At 66.8% G+C, this 12699-nt stretch carries 9 protein-coding genes and 5 pseudogenes; 6 read left to right on the top strand and 8 right to left on the bottom strand.

The features are described from left to right. Positions 1-4 precede the first annotated feature (4 nt). The 3 genes from trxB (at position 5) to AC24HA_RS09800 (ending at position 2730) form a co-directional block, all read left to right on the top strand. Positions 5-997 (top strand): thioredoxin-disulfide reductase, encoded by a 993-nt coding sequence (trxB, locus tag AC24HA_RS09790; protein ID WP_425710278.1) that lies wholly within the window; start codon positions 5-7, stop codon positions 995-997. Between the two features lie 10 nt (positions 998-1007). Then, positions 1008-1331 carry a thioredoxin gene (trxA, locus tag AC24HA_RS09795; protein WP_425710279.1) on the top strand — a complete coding sequence of 108 codons (324 nt, stop codon included), beginning with the start codon at positions 1008-1010 and terminating at the stop codon, positions 1329-1331. 289 nt (positions 1332-1620) lie between these two features. After that, positions 1621-2730 (top strand): DUF5677 domain-containing protein, encoded by a 1110-nt coding sequence (locus AC24HA_RS09800; protein ID WP_425710280.1) that lies wholly within the window; start codon positions 1621-1623, stop codon positions 2728-2730. A gap of 279 nt (positions 2731-3009) precedes the next feature. On the opposite strand, the pseudogene AC24HA_RS09805 reads toward AC24HA_RS09800, so the two are convergent. Further along, positions 3010-3402 (bottom strand): annotated as a pseudogene (locus AC24HA_RS09805) (ISL3 family transposase); the annotation flags it as partial. A gap of 62 nt (positions 3403-3464) precedes the next feature. On the opposite strand from AC24HA_RS09805, the pseudogene AC24HA_RS09810 reads away from it, so the two are divergent. Beyond that, positions 3465-4651, top strand: a pseudogene (locus AC24HA_RS09810) (IS3 family transposase). A 90-nt stretch (positions 4652-4741) separates the two neighbouring features. Here the strand turns inward: AC24HA_RS09810 and AC24HA_RS09815 are convergent. The 3 genes and pseudogenes from AC24HA_RS09815 to AC24HA_RS09825 form a co-directional block, all read right to left on the bottom strand. Next, positions 4742-5539, bottom strand: a pseudogene (locus AC24HA_RS09815) (transposase); the annotation flags it as partial. A 386-nt stretch (positions 5540-5925) separates the two neighbouring features. Next, on the bottom strand, positions 5926-7422 hold the full coding sequence (locus AC24HA_RS09820; protein ID WP_487563495.1) for a serine/threonine protein kinase: 1497 nt from the start codon (positions 7420-7422) through the stop codon (positions 5926-5928). A 96-nt stretch (positions 7423-7518) separates the two neighbouring features. Continuing rightward, positions 7519-7881 carry a hypothetical protein gene (locus tag AC24HA_RS09825; RefSeq protein WP_487563496.1) on the bottom strand — a complete coding sequence of 121 codons (363 nt, stop codon included), beginning with the start codon at positions 7879-7881 and terminating at the stop codon, positions 7519-7521. A 291-nt stretch (positions 7882-8172) separates the two neighbouring features. Here AC24HA_RS09825 and AC24HA_RS09830 point away from each other — a divergent pair, with 291 nt between their 5' ends. Together AC24HA_RS09830 and AC24HA_RS09835 are read left to right on the top strand one after the other, a co-directional pair. Next, positions 8173-8490: a transposase gene (locus AC24HA_RS09830; protein WP_143914768.1), complete on the top strand. Its 318-nt coding sequence runs from the start codon at positions 8173-8175 to the stop codon at positions 8488-8490. A 158-nt stretch (positions 8491-8648) separates the two neighbouring features. Next, positions 8649-9302: pseudogene (locus AC24HA_RS09835) on the top strand (IS3 family transposase); the annotation flags it as partial. A 132-nt stretch (positions 9303-9434) separates the two neighbouring features. Here AC24HA_RS09835 and AC24HA_RS09840 read toward each other — a convergent pair. The 4 genes and pseudogenes from AC24HA_RS09840 to AC24HA_RS09855 form a co-directional block, all read right to left on the bottom strand. After that, a protein-coding gene (locus AC24HA_RS09840) for an IS3 family transposase (RefSeq protein WP_425708379.1) occupies positions 9435-10621 on the bottom strand; the annotation gives its coding sequence in 2 pieces (ribosomal slippage) (positions 9435-10342 and positions 10342-10621; 1188 coding nt in all). Positions 10622-10711: 90 nt separating this feature from the next. Beyond that, positions 10712-11647, bottom strand: coding sequence for a hypothetical protein (locus AC24HA_RS09845; protein WP_425710295.1), 936 nt, complete (start codon positions 11645-11647; stop codon positions 10712-10714). 11 nt (positions 11648-11658) lie between these two features. Further along, positions 11659-11991, bottom strand: a complete 333-nt coding sequence (locus AC24HA_RS09850) for a helix-turn-helix domain-containing protein (RefSeq protein ID WP_425710296.1) — start codon at positions 11989-11991, stop codon at positions 11659-11661. Beyond that, positions 11988-12677: pseudogene (locus tag AC24HA_RS09855) on the bottom strand (tyrosine-type recombinase/integrase); the annotation flags it as partial. The gene AC24HA_RS09850 and the pseudogene AC24HA_RS09855, both read right to left, overlap by 4 nt. Positions 12678-12699: the final 22 nt, after the last annotated feature.

A 12699-nucleotide genomic window follows, 5' to 3' on the forward strand; every position in this document is an offset into this window, starting at 1 on the left:
CCCCGTGACCACAGCTGCCGCTACGGCGGACGTCCGCGACGTCATCATCATCGGCTCCGGCCCTGCCGGCTACACAGCAGCCATCTACGCGGCCCGCGCCGAGCTGCGCCCGCTGGTCATCGCCGGCGAGCTCGACGCCGGTGGCGCCCTGATGAACACCACCGAGGTCGAGAACTTCCCCGGATTCCCCGACGGGATCATGGGACCCGACCTCATGGACAAGATGCAGATCCAGGCCGAGAAGTTCGGGGCCGAGGTAGTGTTCGCCACTGCCACCGCAGTCGACCTCACGGGGGCGGTCAAGACCGTCACCACCGACGAGGCCACCTACCGCGCGCGGTCCGTGATCCTCGCCAACGGCTCGGCCTACCGAAAACTCGGGCTCGACGACGAGGAGCGGCTGACCGGCCGCGGAGTGTCCTGGTGCGCGACCTGCGACGGGTTCTTCTTCCGCGGCCAGGAGATCGCCGTCGTGGGCGGCGGTGACAGCGCCGTGGAGGAGGCCACCTTCCTGACGAAGTTCGCCGACAAGGTCTACCTCATCCACCGCCGCGACAGCCTCCGCGCATCGAAGATCATGGCGGACCGCGCCCTGGCGAACGACAAGATCCAGCTGGTCTGGAACAGCGAGGTCACCGAGATCCACGGTCAGGACAAGGTCTCAGGACTCACCCTCCGTGACACAGCGACTGGCCAGACCCGCGACCTGCCCGTCACCGGCCTGTTCGTCGCCATCGGTCACGACCCCCGCACAGCCGTCCTCGACGGCCAGATCGAGCTCGACGACGAGGGCTACATCCTCACGGCCGCGCCCACGACCACCACCAACATCCCCGGCGTCTTCGCGTGCGGGGACGCGGTCGACCACACCTACCGACAGGCGATCACGGCCGCGGGCACCGGCTGCTCCGCAGCGCTGGACGCCGCGCGCTATCTCGCCAACCTTCCGGTGCTCACCCCCGAGCCCACTGCCTCCGAGCTCGCGCTCACCCACTGAGAGGACCGACATGAGCAGCGTTCCCGACATCACCGACGCCACCTTCGACGCCACGGTCCTCGGCTCCGACAAGCCTGTCCTGGTCGACATCTGGGCCACCTGGTGCGCCCCGTGCCGCCGCACGACCCCGATCATCGAGGAGCTCGCCGCCGAGCACGGCGACAAGATCCAGTTCGTCAAGGTCGACGCCGACGCCAACACCGAGACGGTCACCAGGTACGGCGTCACCTCCATCCCCACATTCAACCTGTTCGTGGGCGGCGAACTCGTCAAGAGCCTCACCGGTGCGCGGACGAAGACCCAGTTCCTCGAGGAGCTCGCCGAGTACCTCTGAGCCACCCAGGCCCACACGTACGCCCGACCGCCTTCCGACGGCTTCTACGAGGGGAGCCTCCGACACGCACGCTGACCTGGCTAATGGCACCTCTGCGTATCAAGCTCGGTCATACTGGCACCATCCAGAGGTCCGTTGCCGACTGAGTTCTCGCCCTCGGAGCGAATCACGCCACCAGTCGAGCCAGGGAGGCGACCACGGCGGTCCGGCCGTCGAGCAGAGCTGAGAGCCGGTGCCCGCCGGAACGCAGGGGCCGTGCTAGTGAGCGTGTACCCGTTAGGGTCGAGCCGTGACCGAGCCGGAAGCGTCGTCGCCGATCGATATCGAAGCGGCTGCCAATCGCGCGACCGCCCGGCTGCTCGATTACGTCGGCAACAGCGACGCGACCGACGAAGCGGCAGCCAGGTTCAGCGAGGACGTCAAAGTTGAGGGACGTGGCCTGGCCTCAGAGGCCCGCGAGCGCGCCGACGCGATCGGGGCAGCCGTCGAACGGGAGCGTACCGAGCATCGCGCCGAGCTCGCCCGCCTGTGGGGCCGGGCTCTCGATCAGTACCTCGCCGTCGCCCAACTCGCCGACGAAACCGTCTCGCACGTGCTCGAGCGCCGCCAGAACCAGGCGCGCTCCTCGTCATCGGTGGTGGACCCACGCTTGCAGGTCGTGGCGGCACTGCAGGCTCGGTTGTCTCGCGTCATGACCGAGGTGCACGCCCTCGCCTCCGACGGATTACCGAGAGGAGCGTTGGCGCGAGCCCGCACAGGTCACGAGATCTCGGTCTTCGCTACACTCTTGAGCGAGCACGGGGCCCCCGATGGCGACCACCCGGACCTCATCCAGCGGTTCGTCGACCACGCCCGCGTCCAGGCTTACCAGGACGCCAACACTTACCAGACCTCCGGTGCCGGCGACCTCAGCGACGAGCTCGTGAGGAAGTTCCGCCACGCCAGCGAGCAGGCGGTGACCGACCACGGCAAGGACTTCAAGGGCATCTACGGCTGGGCAGCAGTCCTCTTCCAGCCCCACCGTCGACTCCAGTTCCCGGACCTGGAGGACCTCGCGGGCCTCCGGCACACCCGCAGCTTTTACAAGTGGGCGAACCACGACGTGCACGCGACGGCCCGGAGCCTCGAGCTGAACACCCTGGTCGTTGGCGAAGACCGGGTCCGCTACCTAACTGGCCGCACCCTCGTCGGCCTCGCCGAACCCCTCAGCATGGCGCTGCACTCGCAACTCCAGGTCATGACCGCCTTGCTCATCGGAACTGGCGAATCTGAGAACGTGGTCTCGCTCGTTACCTGCACCATGCTCTCCGAGATGGTGCACAACGCCGACGACGAACTGGTCGCCGCCTCAGCACGAGCAGACTCGACTAATGACGATCTGTCGACACCGTCTCGCTGAGCCGAGCTCACCGGTCGCTTCGACAACGGCGCTACAGGCTCCGCGCCGGCGAGCGATGCACGCCCTCTGACGCGCGGCGGCGACTGCTGGTTGTGCCAGCTCAGCAGCATGTCTTCAACGGCCTGGTCCTCAGCATTGAGGGTGTAGACGCTCGGCTGACGCCACCACCCGCGCAGGTCACAAGCCCTGTCACCCGCTACGCGACAGGGGGCCGGCGACCGTCAGGGCGGGACTCTCATCGTGCATGCGGTGCAACAACGCCAGGTTTACTGGCTCTTCCTATTTGAGGTGGGGGTGGGTGAGTCCGCCGCCGATCAGGAGCATGCGGAGGCGGTAGTTGTCGCGGTTGCGGAAGCCGCGGGCGACGCGGCGGTGGAGCTCGATGAGTCCGTTGATGGCCTCGGTTCCGCCGTTGTTGGCTCGGCCGGTGGTGAAGTAGGCCAGGAACGCCTTGCTCCATTTCTTCAGGGTCTTGCCCAGTCGTCGGATCTCGGGGATCGGGCAGGTCGGCAGCGAGACCAGGAGCTTCTTCGCGATCTTCCTGCCGCGGGGCGGGTCGGGGTCCTGGTAGGCAGCGCGGAGCTGTTGGGCGCACTGCCAGGCAACATAGACCGCGTCGTGGCGTTCATCGGCAGCGATCGCGCGCCCGAGCCGGTCGCGCTGCCGGTCGGTGGGGTCTGCTGAGGGTTCGGTTGACTTCCTGACTGCTCTGCGGAGCGGAGAGGATGGCTCTCGTGCCGAAGATCTACTCAGAAGAGCTCAAGGCCAGCGCGTTGGAGCTGCTGGCTCAGGGGATGACGCAGCGGCAGGTCTGTGGCGACCTGGGGATGTCGAAGTCCGCGTTGCAGACCTGGGTCAACGAGGCTCGCCTGCGAGAACGCGGCTTCGAGCCCGCTCGCGGTGAGACCGCCGCGAGCGACGGGGAGCAGGCCCGGATGCTCAAACGGATCCGCGAGCTCGAGCAGGAGAACGAGATCCTGCGCAAGGCCACTGCCTATCTCTCCCAGGCCAACCTCGGCCCCGGGCAGGCCCGCCCAAAATGATGTACCCGCTGGTCCGTGACCTTGCCGCTGGCGTGATTCCCGTCGCGGTGACCTGCCGGGTGCTCGGCTTCTCCACGCAGGGCTTCTACCAGTGGCGCGCGAGCCCTGTCAGTGCTCGTGATCTGGAGGAGGCGCACCTGATCAACGCCGCCTACGACATCCACGCCGACGACCCCGAGTTCGGACACCGCTTCATCGCCGACGAGCTGAAGGACGCCGGCCACGCAGTGTCTGAGCGACGGGTGTGGCGGCTGTGCTCGCAGCAGCGGATCTTCTCGGCCACCGTGCGCCGCCGGCAGCGCTACGGCCGGCCGGGCCCACCGGTGTGCGATGACCTGCTCGAGCGGGACTTCACCGCCGAGACGCTGAACGCGACGTGGATGACCGATATCACCGAGCACCGCACCCGCCAGGGCAAGGTCTACCTGTGTGCCGTCAAGGACGCCTGCTCGGGCCGGATCGTCGGCTACGCCATCGATGCCCGAATGACCGCCGACCTGGCCGTCGCTGCCCTGCGGGACGCGGTCGCTCGCCGCGGCGGGACGGCCGTCGTGGCCGGCTGCATCGTCCACAGCGACAGAGGATCGCAATTTCGATCTCGGAAATTTCAGCGCGTACTCAAGGTCTACGGACTCCTCGGGTCCATGGGACGCGTCGGGGCTGCCGGGGACAACGCGGCGATGGAGAGCTTCTTCGCCACACTTCAGAAGAACGTGCTCGATCGGAAGCGCTGGGCTACCCGCGACGAGCTCCGGCTCGCGATCGTGCACTGGATCGAACGCACCTATCACCGACGACGACGGCAACGTCGACTCGGCAGGCTCACTCCGATTGAATACGAACTCGTCCACCACCACGCCGTCACCCTGGCGGCCTGACCCCGAAGTCAACGAAACCTTCAGCAGACCCGTGAGCTTGTCCTGTCCGCAGCGCAGGATGGTGCGGATCCCGTACAGCGGGTCGCCCTTGCGGCCGCGATGGCCAAGGGTGTCTTGCTGGACACGGCGACGCACGTCGTCGACCGCGGTGGTGCCGAGCTTGACCACGTGGAAGGCATCCAGGACAGCGGTCGCGTCCTGGAGGTAGTCATCGATGGCGTTCTTGTAGCCGTGGAACGGATCGAGGGTCGCGACTCGGACACCGTCGCGGAAGCTTTTTCCGCGCGCATGGAGCCAGTCGCTGTAGGCCTTGCCCGACCGGCCCGGGACGAGGTCGAGCAGCCGGGCCCGGACCACCCAGGTGCCCTTCGCGTCGCGGTGGCGGGTCAGATCGACCATCCCGGTCAGCATCTTCGGTCCGCGGCCGCCCTGGTCGTGGGGCCGTTGGCTGACGTGGTGCCAGACGTGCTCGTCCACACCCAAGCGCTCCACGCCCGCGTATCGGTCCTCGTCGGCAGCCATCGCCTCCAGCAGCGGACAGATCGCCGACCACACGGTGTTCCACGTCGTGCCCAGCTGGCGGGCCAGACCACGGACCGAGGCATGCTCTCCACGGAGCAGATCGATCGCCCACCAGGCCGCCCGCCGGGTCAGCAGCGCCCGCGGCAACGCGACCCGTTCGTCCTGCTCGGTGAAGGCCCCCACCGGGCACGCCTGGTCAGGGCAGCGCCAGATCCGCTTGCGCCACACCGCCTTGACCGGCCGGCCGAAGCACGGCGTGTCGATCAGCGTGACCTCACGACGGCCGTGACTGTGCGAAACCACGCCACAGGCCGGGCAGCCCATCACCGCCGGCGGCGACTCCACCCGCACGGTCAACCTCGCCATGGCGGCGGACCGCTCCACCCCGGTGACATGCAAGCCCTGAAGGCCAACGAGCAGATCGCAGCGCGAGCAGTAGTCCGTGTCGTGATCGCAGCGCGCGCCGTCGCACGCCGTAGGCTCTATCAACGTCGAGGCCTTCCGGTCGGGTCAGCTTGGTCGCTCCCGATCCTGAAGGCCTCGACCCCTGTAGCCCGCGCATCACGCCATCACCGGCGCGCCGCCCACCCCCACCCCAACTCGGAAGAGCCGGTTTACTGGTACCTCTGCGTATCAGGTATGTGCGTATGCAGACCGTTTGGACTCGGTCCTGGCCGAGTAGGCCGGATGCGACCATGCAAGGCGAGTTGCAGCATGGCCTGGGTTGAGCGGACGAAAACGTGCTCAACCATTCAGCGCCGAGATCTCCACCACCGCTGGCTGAGATCCGAGCGACGCTCGGGAATCTTGGCTGGTCGGTTAAGCCTGCCCATGGCTGTCTGCGCAAACCAGCCCAGCCAGCGATCAGCGAACTCATGAGGGTCATCCGGGTCAAGCGGATCGAGAGTCCAGGCGAGGTCTAGTCCACCCAACACCGGCATGAAAGCCTGCTCTGACCCCCATGGTTCCATGGAGCACGGAATAATTTCGGAGGGTGCGCCACTAAAGGCGGAGTCCCAGAATGCGGTTTCGAACCAGGCAAACTCGTCACGACTCTGGGCATCACAAAACCACAAAGAGTGGCTACGTCCAAACCACCCTGATGACTGTCTTTGGGCGGCACGGATCGTGATGATGGCGTCGGCGGCGACAGTGAAGGGTCCATCCCACTGGGCTGAAGGCTTCGGCACCGACAGCCCCAGTGTGGCGCCTGAGAGGCGCGCGACGAAGATCATCTCGCCACGTCCCTCTTTGCGGTCGACCGACGCTATCGGTGCGTCGTCAGCCAGGGCTGTGAGGAGGGCGTCGGCGACTCGATCGAACGAGCGGATGCCGTCGCTGGCTAGGGATTGCAGCCTTTCCTTAGCGGCTGTCTGCTGTGCAGATTCTGCCTCGGCACGTGCGCGCGCCTGGACAGCAGCTCTGTTCGCCTCTTCCAAGAGGCGTGCTCCCGAGCCGCGCGGTTCTGCGTCGGCACGATTGAGCCGGGCGAGCAGGCCTGCTGGCGTCGGTCGCGCGCTGGGTTCCTTGAAGAGGCAGTCTTCTATGATCTGCCGTAGTCGGGTCGTTCCGTTCGTGAGGGGCGGTGGCGTGGCGTGGAGGTGCTGATCGCGGTAGTGGTGGCGTTCCGGACCGGGGAACGGCCGCTGTTCGGCCAACATCTCGTAGGCGAGCACGCCCAGTGAGTACACGTCCGTGGCGCTGGTGGCTCGCTCTGCTCTCCATTGCTCGGGTGCTGCGTATGGGGCCGACCATGAGAATTTGCGTGTGTCGGAAGCAGTCGTCGCCTCCGCGAACCGTGAGATGCCGAAATCTGCCAGGCACCAGTTTCCGTCCAGGTAGAGGATGTTTGCAGGTTTGATATCCCGATGAACTACCCGACCTTCCAGAGATATTAGAGCCTTGGCGACGTCGGTCATGACGACTAAGACATCGTCCCCGGTCGGGTGGCTGTCAGCCCGTTCGAGATACTGAGCGAGGGATTGCTCAGCTCGGGGCATCACCAGCACAAGTTCGTCGCCGAGATCGGCTTTATCTAGAATCGGAACTACATTCTCGGCACCGTCGGCTTTAATGGCATCGCCGAAAAGCAATTCGCGGCTTGCGCCACGGTCGTTTCGCACACGCTTGATGACGGCTATTTCATCGTTCGGTCCGACCGCCTCGTAGACGGTTCCAAACCCCGCCGGGTCCGCGGTGAGCTGAGCTCCGACGCTCCAGACGTGGTTCTCAAGTCGCAAGTCGATCACGCTGCTCACGTTAGCCTGCCAATCTCGTGGGCGTGGACGGTCTGGAGCGCCAAGCGGGTTAGCCAAACGCGCCGAACAGCGACTGCGGGTGACGGATTAGCCGCCATTCTGCCCGCGGCCTACGTAGCGTCCCCACGGCTCGGCAGCCTTCTCGGCATGCTGAAAGGCGACTTGGTGGCTGTAGCCCAGGGCGTCGGCGACGAGCGATGGTGGGCACTCGAGCACGAGTTCGCCGATGGCTCGGTTGCGAGCTCCGAGCAGGTTGATGCCGAGATCGCGTAGTCGGGCCATGACGGTGATGGGGTGGAGGTGACGTCCGGCGAGTCTGCTGGGGAACAGCCACGGGCTCTCCGGACCGCCGGCGGTTCTCAGGTTGGGCCGGCTGGCCTGGTGCTGCCGGACGAGAGCGGCGAACGGCTCGAGGACGTCGACGCGGTGGCGACCCAGCGCGATGCTCATACCGTCACGGCCGTCGTCGACGGCGTCGGTGGTGAGGGCGACGACGCGGACGAGCGGCTGGGCGTAGAGCAGGAGGAGTGTGCCGGCGACGCGGTAGGGGAGTGCTTCGCTGGTGCCGGTCAGGAGTTCGTGGATCCAGGCGAGTCGCTGGTCCTGGCTCAGGGACGGGCTCGATTGCGGGGCGCGGTGGTTGATGTGGACGTTCGTGTTGAGCTGCGACTTGTTCGCAATTGTCGCGCGTCAAGATTCTTGGCAGGGCTGTTGAGTCAGTCCTGAAGGAGAATCAGAACCATGGGAAGACCCCCTTCGATTCCGGTCGAGAAGAAGACTCGGATCGTGTTGAGCGTGCTCGCTGGTGAGCTCACGATCGCCGAGGCCGCGCGCCGCGAGAAGGTCAGCGAGCAATCGATCGGCCGGTGGAAGGCCGAGTTCCTCGAGGCCGGCAAGACCGCGCTGGCGACCGGCCGCAACGGGCCGACGTCCCGCGAGGAGCAGCTCGAGGCCGAGGTCGTCGAGCTGACCCAGGCCCTCGGTGAGGCCGCTGTCGAGATCCGGGTCTGGAAGAAGAGCGCGGAGGGCCGGTTGGGCCCTTCGAGGACCTCGAGGTGATCCGGGAAGAGGCCGGGATGTCGACCGCGAGGTGGTGCAGGATCTTCGACATCCCCGAACGCACCTGGCGGCGTTGGCAGTCACGCGCCCGCGTCGGCGAGCCAGCCCGTCGGCCGCATCCGCGCCCGGCCCGGGACGCCGCGGCCACGTTGATCGACATGCATGCCGCGAAGCACCCGGTGTGGGGTCATCGCAAGATCTGGGCGATGGTCCGTCACGACGGTCACGTCGTCTCCGAGGCGACCGTGCTGCGCCGGCTGCGCGACCAGGGGCTCATCCTGCCCGGCCAGTACCAGCGGGAGAGACGCAAGCTCGCCGAGCGTCGCAAGGCCGCGTTCGCCGAGGAGCCGACCGGCCCGAACCAGGTCTGGCAGCTCGACTTCTCCGAGTTCGAGACCACCGCCGGTGGAACCTGGCGGATCGCGGGGTGCCGGGACTACTGGTCGAAGTTCGAGCATCGCTGGCACCTGTCACCGACGGCGAACCAGTTCGACGCGATCGAGGCCGTCGAGCTCGCCCTGGCCGACTACGAGACCCTGTTCGGGCACCCGCTGGTCGAGCGCTGCGGGGTCGACACCGAGACCGGTGAGGTGCTGCCGGTGGTCACGATCGTGACCGACAACGGCGGCCCTTTCCGCTCGTTCCGGTTCGAGGCGTTCATCGCCTCCCACCCCGAACTGCGACACGTCCGCACCCGCGTCCGATCGCCGGGGCAGAACGGCTCACGCGAACGCGGATTCGGGACGCTGAAGTACGAGCGGCTCTACCTCGACGAGATCGACGACGCGGTCATGCTCGCCAAGCACGCCGAGGACTACCGGATCGAGTACAACACGATCCGACCCCACGAGGCCCTCGCCTGGAACCGGCCACAGGAAGTCCACCTCGGCCTGGCCGACCCCACCGTCCCGACGGGTCTGCTGAAGGTTTCGTTGACTTCGGGGTTAGGCCGCCAGCGCGACGGCCTGGTGGTGGACGAGTTCGTATTCAACCGGAGTGAGCTTGCCGAGTCGACGTTGCCGTCGGCGACGGTGGTAGGTCCGTTCGATCCAGTGCACGATCGCGAGCCGGAGCTCGTCGCGGGTGGCCCATCGCTTCCGGTCGAGCACGTTGTTCTGCAGCGTGGCGAAGAAGCTTTCCATCGCCGCGTTGTCCCCGGCAGCCCCGACCCGGCCCATGGAACCGATGAGGCCGCGATGCTTGAGAGCGAGCTGAAATTTCCGGGAACGAAACTGCGAGCCTCTGTCACTGTGGACGATGCAGCCAGCCACCGCGGCCGCTCCCTGGCGGCGCGCGACCGCGTCTCGTACGGCTGCTACGGCCAGGTCGGATGTCATGCGGGCATCGAGGGCGTAGCCGACGATTCTCCCCGAGCAGGCGTCCTTGACGGCACAGAGGTAGACCTTGCCCTCACCGGTGCGATGCTCGGTGATATCGGTCAACCACTTCGCATTGACGCTCTCGGCGGTGAAGTCCCGCTCGAGCAGGTCATCGCATACCGGCGGGCCGGGCCTGCCGTAGCGCTTCTTCCGTCGCACTGTGGCAGAGAAGAGCCGCTGCTGGGAGCACAGCCGCCATACGCGCCGCTCCGAGACCACGTGACCGGCGGCCTGGAGCTCGTCGGCGATGAACCGGTGCCCGAACTCCGGATCGTCGGCGTGGATGTCGTAGGCCGCATTGAGCAGATACGCCTCGTCGACGTCCCGAGCACTGACAGGGTTCGCGCGCCACTGGTAGAACCCCTGCTTGGAGAAGCCGAGCACCCGGCAGGTCACCGCGACCGGGATTCCGGCAGCAGCAAGGTCAAGGACCAGCGGGTAGATCATTTTGGGCGCGACTGCCCAGGACCGAGATTGGCCCGCGAGAGATACGCGGTCGCCTTGCGCAGGACCTCGTTCTCCTGCTCCAGCTCCCGGATCCGTTTCAGCATCCGCGTCTGCTCACCACCGTCCCCGGCGCTCTGCCCGCGAGCTGGCTCGAAGCCGCGTTCTCGCAGGCGAGACTCGTTGACCCAGGCCTGCAGCGCCGACTTCGACATCCCGAGGTCGTGACAGACCTGCTTCTGAGTCATTCCCTGATCCAGCAGCTCCAACGCGCTGGCCTTGAGCTCTTCTGAGTAGATCTTCGGCACGAGGACCATCCTCTCCGCTCCGCAGAGCAGTCAGGAAGTCAACCGAACCCTCAGCAGACCCGACCTTTCAAACCATCAAATCCCTGCCAACTACTTGACGCGGGACACAATCATGAAGAAATTCCGGATCATGGTCCGAGTCGTCGGCCCGGTGGCCATCCACTCGTCGACGTCCTGCTGGGTGCAGGTGGCCGCGGTCCGGTGGTGCGTCTCGTGCAGCGAGGTCAGGAACTTGGCGGTCTCGGTGATCTCCTGCTTCGCGGAATGCACTGGCCCGCGGGTATCGCTACCGGCCTGCGACTTGGCGCGGACACTGCGTAGGTGGTGCCAGATCGCGAAGTGCTGGACGGGTTGGCGGACCCCGAGTGGTAGTCCCTCGAGCTTGGTGGCGATCCACGTCTCGAAGCGATGCAGGTAGGGATCCCGCCAGGGGAGCAGACCGTGGTGCTCAAGCAACGCCCGGAGGTGCTCTGTAGGTCTCCCCGGGACGCTGTCGAGACCGTCGTGGGAGAGCTCGATGGTCCCGTCGCCCAGGTGCCGCAGCAGCGTCTGGACCTTGGGGGAGCGCTTCCAGACGATGATGGACTCGGGCCTCTCCGCGGCGCAGAGCGCGTCGAGGAGTCCGCGTAGTACAGGGTGAGCGGGCTCCCCGCCGATCAGTTGTCGGAGGTCGTCGCGTAGGGCGCAGCGGGCGCAGAGTCGGCCGCGGTGGTGGCCGGCTTCGGTGCCGCACCGCTCGCAGTGGAAGTCGTAGGGGATCTCGGCACACGTTGAGCAGATCGGATCGCCGTCCGAGTTTTCCGGTCCGGGGAGCAGGCGCTCCTGGTGGCACCGGGGGCAGGTGCCGTGGTTGTGGACGGCGGCGTAGTAGCAGGTGAAGCAGAGTCGGCCCTCTGGCCAGCGCGCTGCGAGGCGCGGGATGTCCCGGCCGCACCTCGCGCACGGGTCCTCGCGGGCACCAATGGTGCGGGGGCGCCCGCGCGTCGTGGAACGAGGGGAGAGGCCGACTGGCGCCGGGTACGTCATCGAGCCGAGTCCTACTCGTCAAGGATGTGCGCGCGTCGGGGCCGGACGGTGCGGTCGAGCGATACGACGTTGGCGGGGGCATCGGATGCCGCCTTGCGTCGACGGGCGTCGGTGGCGGTGGTGGTGACCAGGTCCGCGGGCGTGCAGTCGAAGATGTCGCACAGTGCGGCGAGGACTTGGAGCGAGATCCGCTCGGGTCGTTGATTCACGAGCCGGTAGACCTGTGGCCGTGAGAGCGTGATGTCACGCTCGTTGAGCAGAGGGATCAGCTCCGTGGTGTTGTGCAGGCCCCTGGCCGCCATCAGCTCGGCGAGGCGCCACCGGTAGTCGACCTGGCGCTTCATGGTGCTCCCTCCGTTGTCGTGCGGGCCAATGCCTCGTTGACGGTCCGGTCCAGGACGCTGCGGAGCGTGCTGTGGCGGAACTCGTCGCCGACGAACTGGTAGATCCCGGTGGTCGAGGCGTACTCGTGTCCCATCTGGTCCTGGACGAACCGCGGGTCCCAGCCGGCCTCGAGCAGGTGGGTGGCATAGGAGCGACGGAACGAGTGCAGATCGAGCCCGTCAGACAGCCCGAGCTCGTCGCAGTAGCGACGCAGCCGTCGCAGGAGGGTGGACTCCGCGACGAGCCCGCCCCGTTCGCTGGGGAACAGATCGAGCGTGTCTGGCTCGCCGCGACCGTTGGCGAGCCAGTCCTCGAGGATCCCGGGTGTCCACCGCCACACGGTCAGCACGCTGCGCGGCTTGTTCGGGGAGGACCGCTTGGACTTGCCGTAGCGGACCTTGCACACGCCGAACCTGCCGAACTCACGAGCATGCGGGTTGCGCGCGAAGTCGACCGTCTGCAGGTGCCGCAGCTCGTTGAACCGCAGCCCGTAGGCATAGGCGATCTTCATCATCACCGAGTCTCGATAGGCCGACTGCCAACCCTTCCTACCGGACCTGCCCACGCGCTCGACCTCGTCATCGGCGTGGAGGAACAGGGTGTCGAGCTCGGCCCTCGTGTACGGACGCTTGTGCGGACGCGCGTCGAACCCTGGAGAGCCTGTCAAG

This window comes from Georgenia sp. Z1491, from assembly GCF_057652395.1.